At 68.3% G+C, this 22,159-nt stretch carries 10 protein-coding genes and 8 pseudogenes; 5 read left to right on the top strand and 13 right to left on the bottom strand.

The genetic code is table 11. The annotated features are described in order from the left end of the window. Positions 1-30: 30 nt before the first annotated feature. On the bottom strand, positions 31-447 hold the full coding sequence (locus tag OG395_RS49695; protein ID WP_327248788.1) for a hypothetical protein: 417 nt from the start codon (positions 445-447) through the stop codon (positions 31-33). A gap of 402 nt (positions 448-849) precedes the next feature. Here OG395_RS49695 and OG395_RS49690 point away from each other — a divergent pair, with 402 nt between their 5' ends. Continuing rightward, complete coding sequence (locus OG395_RS49690; protein ID WP_327248787.1) at positions 850-2,643, top strand: SMI1/KNR4 family protein; 1,794 nt, start codon at positions 850-852, stop codon at positions 2,641-2,643. 7 nt (positions 2,644-2,650) lie between these two features. On the opposite strand, the gene OG395_RS49685 is transcribed toward OG395_RS49690, so the two are convergent. The 3 genes from OG395_RS49685 to OG395_RS49675 form a co-directional block, all read right to left on the bottom strand. Further along, a complete protein-coding gene (locus OG395_RS49685; RefSeq protein ID WP_327248786.1) occupies positions 2,651-3,784 on the bottom strand; it encodes an IS630 family transposase in 1,134 nt (377 codons plus the stop codon). An 85-nt stretch (positions 3,785-3,869) separates the two neighbouring features. Then, a complete protein-coding gene (locus tag OG395_RS49680) occupies positions 3,870-4,382 on the bottom strand; it encodes a DinB family protein (protein WP_327248785.1) in 513 nt (170 codons plus the stop codon). A gap of 685 nt (positions 4,383-5,067) precedes the next feature. Continuing rightward, positions 5,068-5,637 carry an SMI1/KNR4 family protein gene (locus OG395_RS49675; RefSeq protein WP_327248784.1) on the bottom strand — a complete coding sequence of 190 codons (570 nt, stop codon included), beginning with the start codon at positions 5,635-5,637 and terminating at the stop codon, positions 5,068-5,070. Positions 5,638-5,848: 211 nt separating this feature from the next. Here OG395_RS49675 and OG395_RS58745 point away from each other — a divergent pair. The 3 genes and pseudogenes from OG395_RS58745 to OG395_RS49650 form a co-directional block, all read left to right on the top strand. Then, positions 5,849-6,977: pseudogene (locus tag OG395_RS58745) on the top strand (DUF4158 domain-containing protein); the annotation flags it as partial. Positions 6,978-7,191: 214 nt separating this feature from the next. Further along, a complete protein-coding gene (locus OG395_RS49655; protein ID WP_327248780.1) occupies positions 7,192-8,712 on the top strand; it encodes an FAD-dependent monooxygenase in 1,521 nt (506 codons plus the stop codon). Between the two features lie 56 nt (positions 8,713-8,768). Next, entirely contained in the window at positions 8,769-9,389 is a 621-nt protein-coding gene (locus OG395_RS49650) for a TetR/AcrR family transcriptional regulator (RefSeq protein WP_266753332.1), read from the top strand. A gap of 19 nt (positions 9,390-9,408) precedes the next feature. Here the strand turns inward: OG395_RS49650 and OG395_RS49645 are convergent. The 8 genes and pseudogenes from OG395_RS49645 to OG395_RS49610 all read right to left on the bottom strand — a co-directional run. Beyond that, positions 9,409-10,382: pseudogene (locus OG395_RS49645) on the bottom strand (tyrosine-type recombinase/integrase). 333 nt (positions 10,383-10,715) lie between these two features. Further along, positions 10,716-11,690, bottom strand: a pseudogene (locus OG395_RS49640) (IS701 family transposase); the annotation flags it as partial. Positions 11,691-11,730: 40 nt separating this feature from the next. Next, on the bottom strand, positions 11,731-12,936 hold the full coding sequence (locus OG395_RS49635) for an ISAs1 family transposase (protein ID WP_442818529.1): 1,206 nt from the start codon (positions 12,934-12,936) through the stop codon (positions 11,731-11,733). Positions 12,937-13,135: 199 nt separating this feature from the next. Next, positions 13,136-13,282: pseudogene (locus OG395_RS49630) on the bottom strand (IS701 family transposase); the annotation flags it as partial. Positions 13,283-13,492: 210 nt separating this feature from the next. Further along, positions 13,493-13,636 (bottom strand): annotated as a pseudogene (locus OG395_RS49625) (Mu transposase domain-containing protein); the annotation flags it as partial. Positions 13,637-13,677: 41 nt separating this feature from the next. Next, positions 13,678-14,016, bottom strand: a pseudogene (locus OG395_RS49620) (M4 family metallopeptidase); the annotation flags it as partial. 232 nt (positions 14,017-14,248) lie between these two features. Then, positions 14,249-16,294, bottom strand: a complete 2,046-nt coding sequence (locus OG395_RS49615) for a M4 family metallopeptidase (RefSeq protein WP_327248779.1) — start codon at positions 16,292-16,294, stop codon at positions 14,249-14,251. A gap of 288 nt (positions 16,295-16,582) precedes the next feature. Beyond that, positions 16,583-17,461 (bottom strand): annotated as a pseudogene (locus OG395_RS49610) (ABC transporter ATP-binding protein); the annotation flags it as partial. A gap of 352 nt (positions 17,462-17,813) precedes the next feature. Here OG395_RS49610 and OG395_RS49605 point away from each other — a divergent pair. After that, on the top strand, positions 17,814-20,810 hold the full coding sequence (locus OG395_RS49605) for a carboxypeptidase regulatory-like domain-containing protein (protein WP_327248778.1): 2,997 nt from the start codon (positions 17,814-17,816) through the stop codon (positions 20,808-20,810). Between the two features lie 284 nt (positions 20,811-21,094). Here the strand turns inward: OG395_RS49605 and OG395_RS49600 are convergent. Further along, a pseudogene (locus OG395_RS49600) lies at positions 21,095-21,885 on the bottom strand (S8 family serine peptidase); the annotation flags it as partial. Between the last annotated feature and the right edge of the window lie 274 nt (positions 21,886-22,159).

The raw sequence follows: 22,159 nt of genomic DNA, 5'->3' as shown, positions 1-22,159 counted from the left end.
ATACGAAGGCCATAATCGACCAAACGTCACCTAATGTCCGGTCTCGGGGCGCGGCCCGACGTCGGCGAACCGGCGGATCCGGTCCTGTTCGTTGGTCTCGTCGGAAGCGTCGAAGTGCCGCACCTGGTTCCACCAGCGATCATGGTCATAGCCCTCGCAGTGGTTGAACTCGTGGGCCGTACTGCGTAGCCGCTGCCACTCGCGCACGATCGCGGCCCGCTGCCACGCCTCTGGCCGCTCCACCACGAGCAGCGTGTGCAGGAGCCCGGCCGAGTCGCAGACCAGGATGAGCAGAGACCGCATTGCGAAGGACGTCTCACCAGTCTCGCCGACCTCCTCGTACACCCGCCCCAACTGGGCGTTGAGGAACGTCTCCAGGGCGTGAACGTCCTCGGGCCTGAGGTCTTCAGCGTAGATGAGGGTGCGCTCGGACGGCGGGGTGGTCATGCGGGAGGGTCCTCCCATTCGTGCGGTGCCAGCCGGATCAGCTCCGGTGACACTGAGCAACTCTAGGAGAGGTGGCTGACACTGTCAGCCACACACAAGACCATCTCATCACGCCTGCCAAGTGCAAGAGATCCAGATAACGGCCTGCTCGTCGGTCAAGAACTCCACTGGCATGAACCTGACGCTATGAGCGTCCGCGGCTGACCAGAGATCTTCCGCCGAACCCTGCCACCAGGCCGACCGGGTGTGCTAGGCCGTCTCTTTCGGATCTTTCCGGGTCTGTGTCGTCCGGTGCCCGCCGTGCCTTCGGAGCGGTGCCGGACGACGCGCCCGTTTGCGGGTGACGGGACCACGGGCAGCCCCGCCGTCCGGGTGTCAGTGCCCGCGCCTAGGGTGCCGGGCATGATCACGTTCACCGTCGAAGAGTCCTGGGACCGCATCGAGAGCTGGCTCGCGCGGCACGCCCCCGTCACCCACGGGCTGCTGCGACCGCCGGCTGTCCTGGCGGACATCGCGGCGGCCGAACTCCGGCTGGGGGTGGCCTTCCCGCCCGACCTGAGGGAGTCGCTGCTGCGGCACGACGGTGTGGAGCTCCAGGACGGAACGCTCCGGCTCGACTACTACGGACCACCGTCCGGAGTCGGGGAGATCGTCCGGAGCGCCGAGTTCCTGCGCGAGGTCGGGGAGGACGTTGCCGATGAGGAGGCCGAGCTCGACGAGGAGGAGCGCGACGAGTACGCGTACTGGCCGCACGAACGACTGCTGATCACCCTGGGCATCGGCTGGCAGTCCTCCGACGGACTCTTCCTGGTCACCCGCCCCGGCCCGCACCACGGGCGGGTCGGCCGGTACTTCGACGAGACGGGCTCGACCTTCACCCCCTGGCGGGGACTGCGGCACGTCCTCTCCGACTTCGCCACGGCCCTGGACAACGGCCTTCCCTTCGACGGGCGGACACCCCTGGCCCACGAGGGCCGGCTGATCTGGGACGGCGGCGGGACGGTCGTCGCCGACCCGACCTCCGCCCTGGACGTCGCCGCCGGGGCCCCCGAGCCGCAGGTCTCCGCGGCCGAGCCGGCCCCGCCCGTCCCGCAGCCCGACGGGGCATACGCCGTCATCACCTTCGGGAGCGGCGGATTCTTCGGACCCGAACCCGCACCGCCCGTGCAGCCGGACGTCGTGTTCGCGGCGGGCATCGACCCCGGGGAGCTGCTGGACCGGCTGGGCTCCGTGCCCGCGACCGCCGGGCCGCGCAGCCGGGAACAGGCGAGGCTGTCCGCCGGCGCGCCCTGGGCCGCGCACCGCCCGATGGTCCGGGTCGGGTCCTGCGGCGATGGGTGGTCGTACGCCATGCAAGAGGGCGGTGACGCCCAGTTCGGCCGTCCCGAGGTGCTGAGACGGCTCTCCCGCGGAACCCGGGTGGTGCGGCTGGCCAAGCAGGGGCCCGAGGTGCGCGTGACCGTCGTCGAGGACTGCACGGAGCGGCCGGAGGCAGGCCACCGGGTCGAATCGCCGCGCGAGGACTACGTGACCGGACCCGACGGGCAGCCCGCGCTCGGACCCGGCGGACAGCAGTGGCAGCGGATCGGCGTCGATCCCTGGCCCGGCTCGACGGCCGCCTACGCGCGGCTGCTGGCAGGCCTGACGGCGGAGCACGGCATCAGCTGGGACCCGGCGGACGACGCGGCGGCGCCACTGGCCAGCGCGCTGCTGCTGCCGGTCCTCGACGAGGTGCCGGAGGCGCGGCACCCGGTCACCGTCGTACGCGACTTCGACCTTGGCGCCCTTGTGGAGCGGACCCCGCCGGAGCGGTTGCGCTCCGCGGTGGTGGCGCAGCTCGCCCGGCTGGCGTCGGAGACCGGCATCGACAGCTACCCGGAGATCGCCCGGGCGCTGGAGCAGGCCGGCCGGGGCGAGCCGGTGGACCTGACGGCTGACGGGGCCCTCGACCTGCGGATGCGGACCATCCGGGCGGAGACCCGGGCCGTCCGCGGACTGCTCGACGCGGCCCGCCACCAACCGGACCCGGCGCCCGTCACCGCGGCCGACCTCGCGGCGTGGCACGGACGGGACGCGGCGGCCGGGGCCCTGCGCCGGTTCCTGCTGCTGCCCCTGCCCGCGGCGGCGGAGACGGTCCTGAGCCTGCGCATGTCCGTGCACTGGCGCGACGAGCTGGCGGCGGACCTGGCCGACTAGTGCCGCATCAGGCAACGTTCGCCCTGTCGACCGCGGCTCGTAGCCGTTGATCGTCAGCGTGACGGTTTCGCCAGATGATGTAGCGGCGGATCATGCTGCCCTGCTCCTTGTGGCTGGCGTGGTCGGTGCCGTCGAGGGTGAAGTAGCGCAGGGCGGTGAACTGGGCCTCGATGCGGTTCAGCCAGGAGCTGTTGGTCGGCGTGTAGGCGAACTCGACGTTGTTGGCCTCGGCCCAGTCGCCGACCCGGGTGTCCTTCTTCGTGGTCAGGTGCGGGGAGAAGTTGTCGAGCACGATCGCTATGCGGATCCTCGGCGGATAAAGGCTGCGCAGGTAGCGGCAGAACTCCAGAAACCTCGTCCGGTTCTTCCTCGGTTTGATGTGCCCGTAGAGCTTGTCTTTGCCCAGGTCGTAGGCGGCGAACAGGTGCCTGACCCCGTGCGGGCGGGTGTAGGTCGCCCGCCTGCGCGGCCTGGGCTCCCGGCCGGGATCCTTGTGCCGTCCGCCGCGCTCGGCCCACTGACGGCCGGGGTGGGGCTGGAGGTTGAGCGGCCCGAACTCGTCCAGACAGAAGACGACTTCGGGTTCCCCGTTCTCGGGTATGACCTCGCCGTCGGCGATCGCGTAGAGGTGCTCGACGCGGGCCTTCTTGGCGGCATAGTCGGGATCGCGGGAGGTCTTCCAGGTCTTTATGCGTTGAAACGACACGCCCTCCTGGCGGAGCAGGACCCGAAGGCCCTCGTGGCTGATGTCGTCGACCACCCCCTCGGCGACCAGGAAGTCGGCCAGCTTGGCCAGGCTCCAGGTCGAGAACGGCAGGCCGTGCTCAGCCGGCTTGGACTTGGCGATCTTCTTGATCTCGCGGCGTTCCGGGAGGGTGAAGGTCTTTGGCCGGCCGCCCTTGTACTTCGGGTACAGCGAGGCGAACCCGTCGGCGTTGAAGTTGTGGATCACATCCCGGACCCGGTCCGCACTGGTGAACGTCACCTCGGCGATCTTCACCACGTCCATGCCCTGCGCGGACAACAGCAGCATCTGCGCTCGCCGCCAGGTCACCACCGATCCGGTGCCTCTACGGACGATCCGCAGCAGGCGCTGCCCCTCGTCGTCATCGATCTCACGGACACGCACACGTTCAGCCACCCGAGCACCCTGACACGACGCGCCGCCCGGCTCGGAACCCGGCGGCGCGTCACCTCACAACAGGACGGCCCTACCTGATCTCGCGTCATACACCAGTGGTGCCGTCGATGCGCTCCCGGAGCAGGTCGGCGTGGCCGTTGTGGCGGGCGTACTCCTCGATCATGTGGACGTAGATCCAGCGGAGGTTGACGTCCTGCTCCATGAAGCGGCCGGTGTCGGTCAGGGCGCGGTCGGCGCAGAGCTCGCGGGCGCGGGCGATCTCCGCGTGCCAGGTGGCGAGGGCGTCGTGCAGTGTGGCGTCCTCGGCCAGTTCGAAGCCGCCGTCGGGGGCGGAGGGGTCAGCCTGCGGGTCGTAGATGGGCAGGGCCTGTTCTCCGGCGAACACCCGGCGGAACCAGTTCCGCTCCACCTCCGCCATGTGCTGAACGAGGCCGGTCAAGGTGAAACCGGACGGTGGCACGGACGCGACGGCAGCCTGCTCATCGTCTAGGCCCTCGCACTTCATGGCGAGGGTGGCGCGGTGAAACTCAAGCCAGCTTTCGAGCGTGATGCGCTCGTCGGCGTTCAGGGGCGGCAAAGGGCGTTCGATATCGCTCATCGGTCGATTATCGCCAGTGGCCGAACCCGTCGACAGGCAGGACCTCCGGCAGGGCGAACGTTGCCTGATGCGGCACTAGCTAGCCGCCCAAGATCATCGGCTTAGCGTTAACCGCTGTACCGAAGTGCCCCAAGGCCGAAACAGCTCAAGTCCCTTCCCTGGAAACAGATTCCGCTGCAGGACAGGACCCGCGCGACCGGTCACGGCCGCCACAAGATCCGCAGACTGAAGGTCTGCACGGTCAACAACCTGCTCTTCCCCGGTGCCCGCCAGGCCGTCCAGATCGTTCGCCGCCGCGTCCACCGCAAGACCGGGAAGATCAGCCTCAAGACCGTCTACGCGGTCACCAGCCTTACCGCCGAACAGGCCGGCCCGGCTCAGCTCGCCCGACTGATCCGAGGGCACTGGACCGTCGAGGCCCTGCACCACGGCAGGGACGTCACGTTCGCCGAGGACGCCTCTCAGGTGCGGACCGGGAACGCACCCAGAGCAATGGCCACCTGCAGGAACCTTGCGATCGGACCCCTTCGCCTGGCCGGCGTCCGGAACATCGCCTCCGGACTCCGACGAGCAGCCCGGGACCAAACCCGTACCCACGCCCTCCTCGGCCTCACATGATCAAAACAGACGAGGCCGGACAACGCCGAAGCTCCGCCCCCCGGAACAACCGGGGGGCACTTTGGTTTCACGACCAGACGAGTCGTCCTTCGGCGACCGAGCAGGTCGGATGGCTTCCATCGGCGATTTTCGTCAGCATTTCTGCCACGGAGTCGAAATAGTGAGCCAGTGACGCGTACTCGCCCGTGGTCGTGATCTCACCCACGAACCACCTGCCGATACGGCCGTCCCGCACGTCGATGAACTTTCCCATCCAGCCGTCCTGGTCCGACAGGAACGGGATCCACTCATTGCGCCAGAACGGATTGTCCGGCTGATCCGGAGGGTTGACCCCACCGGGCATGGAGTGGTTCGCGTAGAGCGTCTCCATCGCCCGGATGCCCAGAAAGAAACTTCCCTCGTCCGGAAACCCGGCGAAACCGCAACACGCCACATCGTCGTCCACATCTTCCTCAGGAAGATCAAGATTGTTCTGCAACAGCCACGCCCGCAGTTCCCGATGAAGCTGGATGCCCATCCGTTCCTCGGCGGCCGCAAGCATCTGTTCCGTGGCTGGCCCGGGCAGATCCGCATGATCGGCCGGGGCGTGCTCCCGAAGAAGACTCATCACGCGGGACCAGCTCTCCACCACACTCATTCCCCACTACTCTCTGCGTGGACGCCCTATACGGCTGCGTCGCTTCGGCAGGCACGGCAGTCCAAGGTTACAGAGCGTAGAGAAGGGGGCTGAGGAACATCCGTGTCAGATCGTGCGTTAGGCCTTCTCCGAGCTGATTGGCGCTTTGACCTGGGGTGATTGCGCATCGGAGTCTTCGCGGGTCGTTGTTGTCGACCTTCGGAGAGCTGTGGTGGCAGTCGAGTATCTTTCGGATGAGCAGGCCCGGTATGGGGCCTTTGACGGGTCGCCGTCTCGTACGGAGTTGGAGCGGTACTTCTTCCTGGACGACGCGGACCGGGAGGCGGTGCAGGCCAAGCGGCGTGCGCACAACCGACTGGGGTTCGCGGTCCAGCTGACGAGCGTGCGGTATCTGGGGCGGTTCATGCCGGACCCGCGGCAGGTACCGACGGAGGTCGTCGAGTACCTGGCCGAGCAGTTGGAGGTCGCGGACCCGTCGTGCCTGAAGCAGTACGGCGAGCGGGACGGGACGGCCCGTACCCACGCCGGGGAGATCCAGGAGGCCGGCGGCTGGAAGGACTTCGCCGAGGTCTCGGACCAGTTGAGCGAATGACTGGACGCGCGGGCCTGGACGACCGGCGACGGGCCGAAGGCACTGTTCGACGCGGCGGGTGCTGCTGCCCGGAGCGAGCCGTCTGGCCCGGCCGGTGGGCAGCGTGCGGGAGGCGGCGAACAACCGGTTGTGGGACACCCTCTACGGGCTGCTGAACACCGGTCAGCGGGCGGTGCTCGACTCGCTGCTGACCGTGCCGTCCGGTGCGCGGGTCTCGGAGCTGGATCGGCTGCGGCGCGGTCCGGTGCGGGTGTCGGGTCCACAGATGAAGTGGTCCCTTCAGCGGGCGTAGGAGATCGCCGACTTCGGGATGGGAGAGCTGGACGGCAAGGCGACGCTGCTGCGGCGCCACGGTGACTCGCGGCGTCTGGCGACGCTGTTGGCCACCGCGGTGTACCTGACGACGCGGGCGGTGGATGACGCGCTGGACCTGCTGGAGGTGCTGATCGCCACGAAACTGCTGGCCAAGGCTGAGCGGGAGACGGTCAAGGAGAAGATCAAGACGCTGCCGAGGGTGGAGCGCGCGTCAGCGAAGCTGGCGACCGCGTTCCAGGTGGTGTTCGACACCACCAGCGAGCAGGTCGACACCGACACCGGTGAGGTCAGCGGGCCGAAGGTGGAGTCGTTCGAGGCGATGTGGGAGCAGATCGAGGCGGTGGTGCCGCGCCAGGAGCTGGCCGCCGCGATGGCCGCGCTGTTCGAGCTGACGCCGCCGCTGGACTCGGATGCGGATGAGGCGTGGCGGGCCTCTCGCCGTTCGTGCGGCACCACATCAACATGCTGGGCCGGTACTCCTTCCAGCTCCCCGACCTGCCCGGTGGCCTGCGTCCGCTACGCGACCGGGAAGCCACCAAGGAGGAGTGACCGCAGTGGCCTGTTGTCATCACGACGACGGCCTTGACCTCGACCCCAACTGAAGTTAGTTTCTAACTATAGTTAGTGGCTAACATTTGGAGTTCGAGATGTCGGATACAACTGTCGTGGTGGCCGGGGCGGGCCCGACCGGGCTCGCCCTGGCCTGCGGGTTACGGGCGGGCGGGGTGCCGGTCCGCGTGGTGGACAAGGCGGAGGGGCCCTCGGCGACTTCCAGAGCGCTCGGGTTGCAGCCGCGGGGCTCGGAAGTCCTCGACCGCCTCGGTGCCCTGGTGGACTTGCCGCAGCGGTCGGTGCATATCGGGCAGGTGATCACCCATGTCAATGGCGAGCCCATGGCGCGGCTGAAGGTCGGTCAGCGCACCAAGCTGGTGACCAGACCCGGCCTGATCATTTCCCAGGCCGAGGTGGAAGCCCGGCTCCGGCGCCGGCTCAGCGATTTGGGTGTCGAAGTGGAATGGGGGCGCGAAGTACTTGCTGCCGACCAAAACAGCCAGGGCGTGACCGTTCGGTTTGCCGACGGGCAGGTGCGTGCCGACTGGCTGGTGGGATGCGACGGCGCGCACAGCCGGGTGCGTAAAGCGGCAGGCATCGGATTCCCCGGGGTTGCTGTCATCGAGCGCTTTCTGCTTGCGGATGTGCGAGCAGATCTGCCTCTGCCCCGCGACGCGGTCTCGGTGTGGTTGCGCGGGGACCAGATGGTTGGAGCCTTTCCGCTGCCCGGCACCGACGTGTGGCGCCTGATGGCCCCTGCACCTGCGGGTACCGCAGAGGATCTTGAGCCCGACGGGTTGCTGGCCGCGCTCGCCGGAGTGCTTCAGGATCATGCAGGTCTTCCGGCCGCCGTGGCACGCGAGGCACTGTGGACCTCCACGTTCCGTATCCACCGTCGGCTGGCGTCCAGCTACCGACGCGGCCGGATCCTGCTGGGCGGGGACGCGGCGCACATCCACAGCCCGTTCGGCGGGCAGGGCATGAACACCGGCCTGGGCGACGCCGAGAACCTGGCCTGGAAGCTCGCTCTTGTCGCCACCGGCCGGGCCGGGACTGCGTTGTTGGATACGTATCAGGCCGAGCGCCGGCCCATCGCGCAGGAGGTACTGAAGTCCACCAGCGCCATGACCCGCATGATCGTCGGCGAGACGCCACTCGCTCGGGCGGTGCGCGACCGTATTTTTGTCCCGCTGATGAACCGGCCGTTGGTGCAGCGGCTGATCTGGGAGAAGTCCTCCCAGCTGAAGGTCACCTACCGCAACGGCCCGCTGGCACCCCGCTCCCTCCCCAACTGGTCCACCCGCGGCCCGCACGCCGGCGACCGGGTGCCCGACCTCGAATGCGTCCGGGACGACGGCAGCCCGACGCGTCTGCACGCGGAACTGCGATCACACTGGGCACTCCTCCTACCCACCACAAGCGAGCACCCCTGCGCAGCCATCGCCCGCCGACACCTCGGCGAAACTGGCACAGTGACCGTGCTGACTCGCGCTGACCCTCGCAGTCAGCAGATCATGCTGGTGCGGCCCGACGCTCACCTGGCCTGGCGCGGCACATCCCCGGCCGCGCTGAGCCAGTGGCTGACACGCACGCTCGGCCACGACCACACCCGGTGACCACGCCAAGCGCCCTTGCCCGCCACCATGAACCAGCAAAAGAAGGAAATACGGCCATGAACTCGCCCCCGACCGCGCCAACGGGCCTGCGTGAACGCAAGAAAGCCCAGACCCGCCGCACCATCCAGGAACAGGCACTGCGGCTCTTCCTCAGCCAGGGATACGAGAACACCACCGTCGAAGAGATCGCGACCGCCGCCGGGGTCTCCCACATGACCTTCTTCCGTCACTTCCCCACCAAGGAAGCCGTCGTCGAAAGCGACGACTACGACCCGATGATCGTCCGTCTTATTGAACAACGCCCCAAGGAGGAAGACCCGCTCACCGCCCTGCACCAGGCTCTGGCCCACGGCCTGGCTACCGTCTATGCCACCGACAAGGAAGCACTCCTGGTCCGTACCCGCCTCGTCCTCAAGACACCGGCGCTACGCGCCCGCGTCTGGGAGAACCAGTACGCCACCGAGGAGTTGTTCGCCGAGGCCCTCGCGGCCCGTCTCCAGAAAGAAGCCACGCTGAGCACCCGCGTTCTCGCCGCGGCCTCGCTGGCCGCCCTCACCACGGCGCTCACCTGCTGGGTGGAAAGCGACGGCGCCGAAGACCTGCCTTCGCTGGTGGACCAGGCATTCCTCACCCTGCGCGGGGCAGGCGCCATCTCCGGAGACCAGATGGTGAAGTGAAGCCGCCGGCCACCGGCGCTCAGCTCCTGCTGCCGCCGGGTGCGAGCAGGCTGGTGATCTCGGCGATGGACTCCGGCGAGGGCTTGAAGTAGCGACGGAGGTTCTCCGGCTTCTTGTGCCGGGACTTGGCCATCAGCATCAGCAGCGACGCGCCCTGCTCGCCGAGGTGGGTCAACGCGGAATGCCGGTACTCGTGCAGGTCCCAGCCCGTCCCGGGCCCATGCACGGCAGTGTGCTCGTCAAGCAGCGCGCAGGCCTGCCCGTCCGACAGGCGGGCCAGCCCGGTGTCCGGACACACGTCGCGGGGGTTGACGACCTTGCCCGGCCCCGGGCGGCGGTGGGTGACGAACACGGGCCCGCGGGTGCGCCCCTTGAGTAGCCGGGGCAGCAGCCTGGCGGTACCAGCGTCCCAGTAGACGGTCTCCAGCACGTACTCCTTGCGCACCTGGCCCCGGCGGCGGGACTTCGACTTCGCGCCCTTGGCCTTGACCGGGCAGCGGCGGTCGGCGAAGTCCAGGTCTTCGACGTTAACGCCGAGAATCTCCTCCGCCCGCCCTGCGGTCTCGTAGAGCATCCGCCACAGGGTCTTCTCCCGCGGGTGCGCCTCGCGCCGCGCGATCAGCCGTCGATCGCCATCTTCGAGCGGGCCGGGGTCTGGGAGTCCGGCACCGCCAGCCGCTTCGCCCAGGCCGGGACGGCGGGGCCGTCGTAGCCGCGCTCACGGCACCAGCCGAGCCAGGACAGCACCGCTGCCCGGCGTGCGTTCCAGGTGTTCACCGCCGCGGTGCCCCAGAGCAGTTCGAGGGCCTCACCGATCTCGTCGTCCGCGACCGACGCCAGCGGCCGAGCCTCGCCGAGCCGTTCGGCGGTCTTGCCCACCCCGATCCCGTAGTTCCGGATCGTGTTCGGGTTGCCGAGAGAGTCGAGGAATACGTCGGCCGCCGTCCGGACGGTCAACGCCTTCCCGGTCGGCAGCTGCACGACGGTGGGCACCACTTCCGCCTTGCCGTAGATAACAGGGCCGCTTCACGTAGCGGCCGGAGAGCGTCACCGCAGGTGACGATTCAAGCTACCGCAGATATTGGGGCGTTATCTGTGGGAGAACTTCAGAACCCTTCTGCCGCTGGCGGCTCGTCAGCCGCCCACCAGGCGTAACGAATCCTTAGTACTGCAACGACACTCCGTGATGTCCTCTGCGTTTGTAGTGGCTGATGCGAGCTCGTGCTTGGCTCTTTCTTCGCCATACGGACCAGGCGAGTGCGTACTGGACGCCATGACGGACGGGAAAGCAGATGCGATTGAAGAGACGCCGGGCCTCGTTCATGGTCACGGGTATGAGGGATCGCTCGCTATCGGTTTCGAGATCCCCCTTTTTACCTCCGCCCGCAGGATGGCGAGGAAGGCGAGGGCGGCCATGGAGAGAGTTATGTGCCGGTACCACGCGGTACAGCCGCGGACTTGGTAGTGATCAAGCCCGGTCTCGTTCTTCGCGGCCTGGAAGCATTCCTCGACCATCCACCGGGAGCCCGCGATCCGCACGAGTTCCCCAAGAGGCGTCCCGGTCGGGAAGAAGCAGATGTAATAGGCGATGTCCGTGGGGTCGGTAAGGCTGCGGCGTGCCAGTAGCCAGTGGTCCCAGCCCTCGCGGCGCCAGGGCCGGATCGGGGCTGCCGCCCAGTCGTAAACCCTCGGCCCATGAGCACCGTTGCCGCAGTTCAGAGTCTTCCACTCATCGTCGGCAAGCTGGCTGATCAGCTCGTCGGCGCGGGCCTGACCGAAGAATTCCATGGTGATGACCATCTGCGATTTCGGAACCACCAGCACGTGAGGTATCTCGTGGTCCTCCAGCCACAGCCGGATTCGGCTTGTCTGGCCGTAGACTTCATCAGCAGTCACCCAGCCAAACGGGATCCCAGCCTCCACCGCGCGTTGCAGCATGCGCAGTCCCAGGTCCGGTTTGGTGGCGAACTCGACATCGTCTTCGATACCGGCCGCCCGGCAGCGTTCACGGTCCGACGTCCAGCCCTTCGGAAGATACAGCTCACGGTCTATCAGGGCACGCCCCTTCTCGGATCCGTAGGCCAGGAAGACTCCGATCTGAGAATTCTCAATCCGGCCGGCCGTCCCCGAGTACTGTCGGGCCACACCCGCCGACCGGACGCCCTTCTTCAGGAATCCTGTCTCATCGAGGATGAGAATTCCCTGTTCGGGATCCCCGAGGAGTTCCACGACCGCGTCGCGGACATCGTCGCGCAGAGCCTCGGCGTCCCACACGTAGTGGTTCAGCACACGCTGCATGCCCTGGCAGGGTCATTGCATGATCGAGATCTGTCTGGGTTCGTCACGTGAGACCGAGGGCTCGTAGGGGCCGGTGGTAGTCGCGGCCGGTGTGGCGGAGGGCGGCGGCGATGTTGGTCTGGCCGTCCTGGCGGAAGACGCTGATGGCGAGGTTGCGCAGGGAGGCCATGGCGCGGGGCAGGGTGCCGGTGCGGACCTTGGAGTCGTCCTCGCGGAACGTGCGGTCCCGCACGTGGTGCAGGAGGTTCTCGATACCCCAGTGGCCTCTGATCCAGGTGGCGAGCTCGGTGCAGGTGGCGTCGAAGACGCTCAGGCTGGTGATCAGGTAGACGCGCTCGATGGTCAGCTTCCTGGTGCTCAAGTCGCGTCGCCACCGTACGACTTGGATCGCCTGGCGGGCGCCGGGGTAGTCGAGGTGGCTGAACGCGGCGACCTTGAGCCGGCGGATCTCGTCGCGGTGGTGGGCGTGGTCGCGAGCGCGGTGCCCGAGCGGGATGTCCCGCCAGGGCAGGTTCCTGACCTGGGCGTACAGGCCCGGATGGTTCTTCTTCACGACGGCCACGTAGTGCGCGCCGCGACTGGTCAGATAGGCCCCGTGGTCGTGCTGGGTGTGCAGGGCGTCGGCGGTCACCACCGTGTTCTCCAGCTCGAGACCGTCCAGCAACGGCGCGAAGGAGGGGATCTCGTTGCTCTTGGAAGCGACCTGCCGCTGGGCCAGGACCACGCCGTGGTGGTCCATCGCCGCCAGCAGCTGGATCGCCGCGGCCACCCGGGTTCGCGATCCGCGGACCACCTTGCCGTCGACCGCGATCACCCGTCGCACCGGCCGTTTCTCCGCCTCCGGCTCGACCGGGGGCGGCGTTCTGGCCTGCAGATACGCGCTGATCGCCGCGTCCAGCGCGTCACCGTCCACACGCTGCAGCAGGCGGCGCACGGTTGCGGCGTGCGGCACCGGCCGCAGACCGGTAAGTGGATCGGCAGCGAAGCCGAGGACGCCCAGCACATGTTGCGGGGCATCCGTGATCCACTCGCTGATCGCGATGAGCGAGCGAGCGCCGGTCAGCACCGCCGAGACGGCTGCGCACAGCAACGCGAGGGCCGGATATCGCAGTCCTCGCGCATCGCGGGGATCGGTAACCAGGATCAGGAATCGCCGCAGGTCAGCGACATCGCTTGAGGTGAGGGGATCAGTCGGGGAGCCCAGTTGCTCCAGTGCGGAAGGGATGGGCGATGATGTTCGGGCAGGCACGGTCTCGCTCGGTTCTCATGGGTCTCGACAACCACATGATCACCAGCACCGTGCCTGCTCTGCTCTCCCGGGCCCCTTGCCCCACAACGGACATGACGCCACGTCACTCACGAGACCGGCGAACCGGACCAATCCCAATCACGCAATGCCCCTGCATGCCCTGGGGGCCGTCATCGCCGACAGTCTCCGCCAGGGTCTAGCCGTTCTTGCGTTCCGTCTCACTGAGCAGTCCCCGCAGGTAGGACACCACCCGCCGCCGCGACTCCACACGCCCGAACCGACCCGCGAATCGCGCCACGAAGTCATCGAACACATCTGACCAACCGTCAGTTATCTCTTCCTGCATGCAGCGATCAACGAGGCAGCGTCCACAACGTCACGGAGTGTCGTTGCAGTACTAGAACACACCTACAGCGCTGCCGCACTGAACCTGATCCGCCTCGACGCCTGGTGGAACGGACACCCCCTCGACCGCACCCGAACCACCCACCTCGCCCGACTCGAACTGAGCCTCACCGCTTGATCAAACCGAATGACCACCAGGGTCGGGCAGAGTTCCATTGCGGGCGATGAGCCGTTCGTGCCGGGCGACTTCCTCGCGGCCGTCGTAGACCACGAGCTCGGATGCGTGGAGCATGACGCGGACGGTGCGTCCGATCAGCCGGACCGGGACCGAGTAGCGGTTCATCCGGACACAGATCTGTTCTCTGAACTTGGCGGCGAAGGGGCCCGGTGAGCTCAGCCGTTGCTCTTGATGCCGTTGCGGCCGAAGGTGCTCTTGTAGAAGTCCCAGGTGGCCTGCGCGCCGTAGGCGGCGTCCGCGGCCGCCGTCTGGTCCGTGCTGGAGCTGGAGGCCGTTCCGGTGCCGAACACGTCGGTGGTGTTGGTGACCAGCGTGCCGGTGCCGGAGGTGCCGCGGGCGAGGTTGTACGTCTTGTGGCCGCCTCGCGTGGTGTCGTACAGCTGGTACGTCGAGCCCGACAGGTACGAGCCGACGGTGACCGTGCCGGAGTAGAGGGTCTTGCCGGTGCCGGTCTCGATGCCCTGGTACTCGTGGAGCTTCTTGCCGGTGGCGGCGTCGGGGCGACCGCACGAATGGGGGGCCGTGCGGAAGATGTGAGTTGCGGTGCGGGTGATCCGTGCGGTGGAAGCGTGGCATCAAGGTCGCGTACATGTCAGGATCCCGAGGTGATGTTGGCCGAAAGTCGTCTGCCTGATCTGTGTTTCGGCGCAATGAACGGGCGCCGTTCCGGATGCGCAATCTCCGGAACGGCGCCCTGTCCTCGAGGTTCGAGTGACCTAGCGGAGGGTTTTACGGGAAGGTCAACTTCCAGCCATCGATGTACCCGGTGTCACCGGCGTACATGTCCTGGACCTTCAGCTGCCAGGTGCCGTTGGCCGGGGCGGAGGACGCGTTGACCGAGTAGGTCTGGTGCACGTCGGCCGCCGAGTCGGAGATGCTGTTGTTCTTCAAGCGGTACGACGTCCCGTTCGGGGCGACCAGGTCGATCCGGAGGTCACCTCGCCAGGTGTGCACGATGTCGACCGTGACCTGAAGGTTCGACGGGGCGTTGCCGCTCACCCCGGAGACGGTGATCGGCGAGGTGACCGCCGGGCCGGCGTCCGGGATCGACACGTTGGACTGGTTCTCGAACACGGTGCCGCCGGGGTTGCCGCCGCCACCGGAGCGCGAGCCGACCGCGACCGCCGCCCAGGCGTCCATCACCGCGTTGTACTCGGGGCTGGAGGTGCCGTACAGCTCACCCGCCGCCGCGAGCGTGCCGGTGCGGGCCGCGGCGTAGTTGGTGGAGGCGGTCCACTTGGTGGTCAGCGCCCGGTACCAGATCTGCAGCGCCTTGGCCCGGCCGATGCCGGTGACCGGAAGCCCGTCCACCGTGGGCGAGTCGTAGCTGACGCCGTCGATGACCTTGGCGCCGCTGCCCTCGCTGAGCAGGTAGAAGAAGTGGTTGGCGATACCGGACGAGTAGTGCACGTCCTTGTTTCCGGCGGTGGAGGTCCAGTAGTCGAGGGAGGCGCCGTCCTTGCTGGGCTTGTCCATGTAGCGCAGCGGGGTGCCGTTGCCGTTGATGTTGATCTTCTCGCCGATGAGGTAGTCACCGGGGTCCGAGGCGTTGTTGGCGTAGAACTCCACGCCGGTGCCGAAGATGTCGGACGTGGCCTCGTTCAACCCGCCGGACTCGCCGCTGTAGGTGAGGTTCGCGGTGGCGGAGGTGACACCGTGGCTCATCTCGTGGCCGGCGACGTCCATCGAGGTCAGCGGGTTGTTGTTGGCCGAGCCGTCGCCGTAGGTCATGCAGAAGCAGCTGTCGTCCCAGAAGGCGTTGACGTAGTTGTTGCCGTAGTGGGTGCGGGAGTAGGCGCCCACGCCGTCATTGCGGATGCCGCTGCGACCGAAGGTGTTCTTGTAGAAGTCCCAGGTCTCGGCGGCGCCGTAGTGCGCGTCCGCGCCCGCGGTGGCGGCGTTCGTGTTGGTGCCGTCGCCCCAGGTGTCGTTCGTCTGCGAGAACAGCGTGCCGGTTCCGGACGAGCCGTGGTTGAGGTTGTACGTCTTGTGGCCGCCGCGCGCGCCGTCGGTCATCGTGTACGTCGACCCCGACTGCGTGGTGGTCAGGGGGACCTGCCCGCTGTACCGGGTGTTGCCGGTGCCGGTCTGGATGCCCTGGTAGCGGTAGAGCTCCTTGCCGGTGGAGGCGTCGGTGATGACATGCAGCTGGTTGGGGGTGCCGTCGTCCTGGAGGCCGCCGACCACCGTCTCGTACGCGAGAACCGGCGTGCCGCTCGCCGCCCAGATCACCTTGCGGGGGGCGCCGTCGGCATCGGTCCGCGTCGAACCCGCGTCCTTGGCGGCGGCCAGCGCCTGCTGTTCCGCCTTCGAGGCGGCGATCGAGGGTGCGAGCGAGGCAACCTTGATGGTGGCCTTGGAGCCCCTGATGACCTGCTTGGTCTTCCCGGCCGAAGTAGTGTCGACGATCATGTCGCCGCCGAGGACGGGGAGTCCGGCGTACGTGCGCTCGTAGCGCGTGTGGACGGTCCCGTCGCCGTCCTTGACGACGTCCCTGACGACCAGCTTCTCCTGCGCGCCGAGGCCGATGTCGCGGGCGGTGTCGGCCTTCGCCGCGTCGGCGGTGCGGATCAGTTCGGCGCGCTGCGAGGGGGAGAGCTTCACGGCCGTGTGGGCGGGGTTGATCTTCGACGGGGCGGGCCCGGCCGGGGCGGCGCTCGCGGTGCCCGCCTGGACGGCGGCGGCCAGCAGGGCGGAGACGCCGACGAGGGCGACCACCGCGGCACGACGGGAGGGGGCGTGGGCGGTGGGTCTGCGAGAGGAACTGCGTCTCAACACTGTCTCCTTCTGCGTGGCCGCGGATCGCGCGGCCAAGGGGGGCCGGACGGCGGGTGACCGTCCGGGCAGAACAAGGCGGAACGCGGAACCAGATGCACGAAGGTGATGAGCCACGACACAGCGGTGGCACAGCGGGGCTGCTGTGGAGTGACCTTGGGAAGCCTGACAGGAGAACGCGTGAACTGTCAGGTGCGCATCAAGAACTTGGCTGGAATCGGTCGTTGGTCGGATGGTCATGTTCGCTGTACGAACCGTTCACCGAAGTGGGTCGGCGCCGCCGGTCCGTCATCCGTGCCACGAGCGCCACAGCGCCGCGTCCGCCCCGTCCGCCGCCACCAGGTTGTCGCGCGGCCCGACCTCGGTCAGTCGGCCGTCCTCCATCACCGCCACACGGTCAGCGTCGTGCGCGGTGTGCAGGCGGTGCGCGATGGCGATGACGGTACGGCCCTCCAGCACGGCGGTCAGTGCGCGTTCGGTGCGGCGGGCGGTAGTCGGGTCGAGGAGGGCCGTCGCCTCGTCGAGGATCAGGGTGTGCGGATCGGCCAGAACCATCCGGGCCAGGGCCGGTTGCTGGGCCTGGGAGCCGTCCGTACGGTGGCCGCCCTCGCCCAGCGCGGTGTCCAGACCCTCGGGCAGCTCGCGCACCCAGTCGTCGGCGCCGACGGCGGTGAGGGCCGCCCACGGCTCCTCGTCCGCGGCGGACGGCTCGGCGACCCACAGATTGTCGCGTACCGCGCCCAGGAAGACATGGTGCTCCTGGGTGACCAGGACGACCTGACGGCGCGGCCGCTCCGGTGCGAGACCGGCCACCGGCACCCCGCCCACGGTCACCGAACCCGAGGTCGGCGCGTCGATGCCCGCCAGCAGCCTGCTCAGCGTCGTCTTTCCGGCGCCGGAGGGGCCCACCACCGCCAGTCGCTCCCCGGGCCGCACGGTCAGGTCCACCCCGCGCAGCACCTCGCCTCCGCGGTCGTAGGCGTAGCGCACCCCGGTCACATCGATCCGGTCGTCCGCCGGAGCGGGACCCTCGCCCTCCGGCACCGAACGGGGGAGCCGGGCGAGCCCCTCCACCCGGGCGAAGGAGGCGCCGCTGCTCTGCAGTTGCTCGACCCGCACCAGGATCTCGTCGAGCGGCTGGCTGAACTGGCGCAGATACAACGCCACCAGTGGCGCGTCACCCAGACCCGGCCGCGGTAGCGCCGCCGCGCGCTGACCACGACGGCACTTCTTGCACCAGGAGAGCGTGAATGGTCTCCGCCGCTTGTGGGTACGGCCTACCAGGTTGTGGTGGTTCCGCGTCGCGTTGGCGGGTTCATGTCATGCATTTGCCACGCACGGCCCTCTTGTCGAGGACATGCCCATGATGCATTAGTTATCTCGGTGGATGAATCCATCCACTGTCGACCGAGAACCAGCGCACGGGTCGACCCCAGCTCAGCAGCATGGGAGTCACACATTGCGCACTTCTAGGTATTCCAGACCGGCCGCGCGGAAGAACTCCGCACGGTTGGCTGCGTTGACCGCGACGGCCATCGCCGTCCTGGGTTTCCCCGTCGCCCAGGCGACCAGCGCCACGGCAGTCACTCAGGGCACCGCCGCAACCGCGGCCATCGGCTCGCACGGCGAGGTTACCGGCGCCGTCACCGACAGCTCCGGTAAGGCGCTCGCCGGCGCCTCCGTCGTGGCCGGTGACTACCGGGCGACCACCGACGCCCAGGGTCACTACACCCTGACGATCCCGCCCGGCACCTATGACATGGCGGCGTACGGCTACGGGTACAAGGCCAAGAAGGTCCGCGGCGTCGTCGTCGACGCGGACGGTACCGTCACGACCAACTTCGCGCTGGACGCGGTGCCCCACCAGACCGTCACCGGTAAGGTGACCGATGGCTCCGGCCACGGCTGGCCGCTCTACACGAAGATCACCATTAACGACGTGCCTGGCGCCCCGGTCTTCACCGACCCGTTCACCGGCGAGTACAGCGTCGACCTTCCTGAGGGTAACGACTACACCCTGAACTTCACGTCCGTGTACCCCGGCTACAAGGCCGTCACCAAGCAGGTGACCGTGGACAACGCGGCGCAGACCGTGAACGTCGCGGTCCCGGCGGACGCCCAGGAGGCCAAGGCTCCCGGTTACGAGGTCAAGCGGTCCGGCTCGACCGAGCCTTTCGACTCCACCGCCGGCGCCCCCGCGGGCTGGACCATCGTCAATGCCGACGGCACCACCGGCGGCTGGGCCTTCAACGACTTCGGTAACCGGGGTAACAAGACCGGCGGTTCCGGCGCCTTCGCCATGGTCGACAGTGACAAGATCGGCGCAAGCAAGAAGCAGGACAGCTCGCTGATCACGCCGGTCTTCGACCTGACCGGTAACAACAGCCCGCAGCTGGAGTTCGACACCGACTACAAGAGCTTCAGCAACCAGACCGGCAACATCGACGTCAGCACCGACGGCGGTGCGACCTGGACCAACGTCTGGAACCGCACCACCACCCTGACCGGCCCGGCCCACGTCGAGGTTCCGCTGACCGACTACGCCGGGAAGCCCGGCGTGCAGCTGCGGTTCCACTTCACGGGTAGCTACGGCTACTGGTGGGAGCTCGACAACGTGTTCGTGGGCAAGCGGACCTACGAGCCTGTCAACGGTGGTCTGGTGGCCGGTACGGTGAAGGACGCCAACACCGGCGACGGCGTCGTCGGCGCCACTGTCGTCAACGCCGACTCCCCGCAGGACAAGGCCACCACCACGGCCACCCCGGACGACCCGGCGCTCGGCGGCAGCTTCTACTGGATGTTCACGTCCAAGACCGGCAGCCACAAGTTCACCGCCTCCAAGTCGCACTACGGCGACGTGGACAAGACGGTGGACGTGGCGGCGGACAGCACCAACAAGGCGGACTTCGGCCTGAAGGCCGGCAAGCTGGCGTTCACCTCCAACTCGGTCGACAAGACGGTCGGCTGGGGTGCGAAGGCTACCCAGGACCTGACGGTGAAGAACACTGGCGGGGCGCCTGCCAGCCTCACCCTGGGCGAGCAGCCGGGCGGTTTCACCCAGCAGGTCAAGGGCGGCGCGCCGCTCAACCTGGTGGAGGGTGACTACTCCCCGCTGGCCCTCAGCAAGGGCAAGACCGCGGATGCGGCTCCGGCGGCCAACGCGGCGGGTGACGCCTGGCAGCCGGTGGCCAACCTGCCGGGCGCGGTGCAGGACAACATCGGTGCCGTCTACGACGGCAAGGTCTACTCCGGCTTCGGCTACACCGGCAGCGCGGACAGCAACGCGCTGTACGCCCTCGACCCCGGCGCCGGCACTTGGACCAAGCTGGCCTCCGCGGCCGACACCCGTGAGGGCAATCCGGCCCACGGCTTCATCGGCGGCAAGCTGTACGTGGTCGGCGGCTGGGGTGCCGACGGCGACCCCGACGCCAAGCTGGAGGTCTACGACCCGGCGTCGAACAGCTGGTCCACCAAGGCGTCCTCGCCGAAGCCGTACGCCGGTTCGGGCAGCGCGGTGCTCGGCGGCAAGCTGTACGTCGTCGGCGGCTGCACCAGCACCTGCGGCACCACGGACGTCACGGTCTACGACCCGTCGTCCGACAGCTGGTCCCAGATCGCTTCCTACCCGGAGCCGATCGCCTGGCAGTCCTGTGGCGGTATCGGCGGCAAGCTCTACTGCGCCGGTGGCAACGGCGGCAGCAGCTCGACCAAGCACGCCTACGTCTACGATCCGGGCGCCGACAGCTGGTCGCCCATCGCCGACATGCCCGCCGACCTGTGGGGCTCGGCGTACGGCGTGGGCAGCGGCAAGCTGGTGATCTCCAGCGGTGTCGTCAACAACAGCGCCGCCATCACCAACCAGGGCTACGCCTTCGACCCGGGCACCGGCAGCTGGACCGCCCTGCCCAACGCCAACACCAGCGTCTACCGCGTGGGTGCTGCCACCGGCTTCTACAAGATCGGCGGCAACACCGGTGGCAGCGGTACGCCGCCGGTGTCCACCGTCGAGATGCTGCCCGGCTACGACCAGGGCAGCGAGTCCTCGGACGTCTCCTGGCTGTCCACGAGCAAGGACAAGGTGACGCTCCAGCCCGGGGAGAGCACCACGATCACCGTCAGCCTGGACTCCACGGTCGCCGAGGTCACCCAGCCCGGCGACTACACCGCGGTGCTGACCGCCCAGACCGACACCCCGTACTCGGTCGCCAACGTCGGCGTGAAGATGCACGTCAACCCGCCGAAGGACTGGGGCAAGTACGCCGGCACCGTGCTCGGCGAGGACGGCAAGGGTGGCACCATGCCGCTGGCCGGGGCGACCATCCAGATCAACGCCTCGACGACGAGCTACACCCTGCGGACGACCAAGGACGGCACCTACGGCCTGTGGTTCGACAGCCGCCTCAACCCGGTCAAGGTGATCGTGTCCAAGGACGGCTACCAGCCGGTGACCACCACGGTGAAGCTCGCGAAGGGGGGCACCGTCACCGGTAACTTCACGCTGAAGAAGGTCTCGTGACCCAGTTCCGGTGAAAACAGCGCGGGCCGGTCCCTCGGGACCGGCCCGCGTCGCGTTCAACGGCTGGTCGCCGTTCAGACCGCGCGCCTCTTGTACAACTCGCCGACGTTCGCGCGCGGTGCGGGACGGTGGTGTGCGGCGGGGCCCTCCGCGAAGGCGCGCAGGAGGTTTTCCGTAGTGCGGGTCACGAAGGTGCGGGTACGGGCGTCCATGCCGTGGTCGCGGCCGCCGTCGGGGGTGCCGGCCATGAGCCCCTCCACCCAGCGCATGGCGGTGAACGAGCCCTGCTTGGCGGTGCTCACCAGCACCTGCTTGAGCCGGTCGGCGGTCCAGTCCGGGTGGCGCTGCGCGAGGATCGCCGCGGCGCCGGACACATGCGGGGTGGCCATCGAGGTACCGTTGGCCGAGGTGTAGTTGCCGTCGACCAGGGTACCCATCGCGGTCTCGGCCGCACGCGCGGCGACAATGTCGACGCCCGGTCCGGTGATCTCCGGCTTGACCGCGAAGGTCTCCGTGACCGGGCCGCGGCTGGAGAAGCCTGCGAGCTGGTCCTGCTTGTTCACCGCGCCGACGGTCAGCGCGTCGGCGGCGGCGCCCGGCGAGCCCACGGTCCCCTTGCCCGGGCCCGTGTTGCCGGCTGCGATGACGAACGGCGTGCCGGAGGACTCGGTGAGTTCGTTGACGGCCTGGCTCAGCGGGTCGGTGCCGTCACTGCCGGCCAGCGAACACCAGCATGGTTGAGGACCTTGCCGATGTACAGACCGGCACCTGGCGCCACCCCCTTGTACTTGCCGCCCGAGCCGGCCATGGTCGACGCGACATGCGTGCCGTGACCGTGGTGGTCGACCGCGTCGGGGTCGTCGGTGAAGCTCTGGGTCTTCTTCACCCGCCCTGCCACATCGGGGTGGTCGGGGTCGATACCGGTGTCGAGGATGGCCACCTTGGTGCCGGTGCCGTCGTAGCCGGCCGCCCAGGCCTCCGGGGCGCCGACCTGCGGCACGCTCTGGTCCAGCGTCACATGCACCGGCTTGTCGAGCCAGAGTTTCTTGATGCCGCCGGCCAGCTTCGGTGCCTTAGCTCAGACTGGAGCGGGAGGTGGTCCGGCATGCAAGCACGGCGGGGTCAGCTGGCTGCGGTGTGGGGTGCCGTGATGGTGTTGGTCGCTCTGGCGTCGCTGGGCTGCGGGGCGAAGGCCGAGCCTGCCGTGGGCGTGGTGCGCGGTGTCGTCGTACGACCGCTGGCACAGGACCCGCGGTCCGGTGCCGGTGGCGCGAGCGGCGCGACGGTGCCCGTGAATGGTGACCCGGTCCGGGCGCGCGACGCGGCGGGCCGGACGGTGGCCGGACGCT

Source organism: Streptomyces sp. NBC_01320, assembly GCF_035974375.1.
Lineage (GTDB): Bacteria > Actinomycetota > Actinomycetes > Streptomycetales > Streptomycetaceae > Streptomyces > Streptomyces yanii.
The sequence above is the reverse complement of the archived record's forward strand: the minus strand, read 5'-3'. Positions and strand labels throughout refer to the sequence as shown.

Coding starts and splice junctions, on each gene's coding strand:
- OG395_RS49695 (WP_327248788.1), bottom strand. CDS start 447: ATGACCACCCCGCCGTCCGAGCGCACCCTCATCTACGCTGAAGACCTC.
- OG395_RS49650 (WP_266753332.1), top strand. CDS start 8,769: ATGAACTCGCCCCCGACCGCGCCAACGGGCCTGCGTGAACGCAAGAAA.
- OG395_RS49690 (WP_327248787.1), top strand. CDS start 850: ATGATCACGTTCACCGTCGAAGAGTCCTGGGACCGCATCGAGAGCTGG.
- OG395_RS49655 (WP_327248780.1), top strand. CDS start 7,192: ATGTCGGATACAACTGTCGTGGTGGCCGGGGCGGGCCCGACCGGGCTC.
- OG395_RS49680 (WP_327248785.1), bottom strand. CDS start 4,382: ATGAGCGATATCGAACGCCCTTTGCCGCCCCTGAACGCCGACGAGCGC.
- OG395_RS49675 (WP_327248784.1), bottom strand. CDS start 5,637: ATGAGTGTGGTGGAGAGCTGGTCCCGCGTGATGAGTCTTCTTCGGGAG.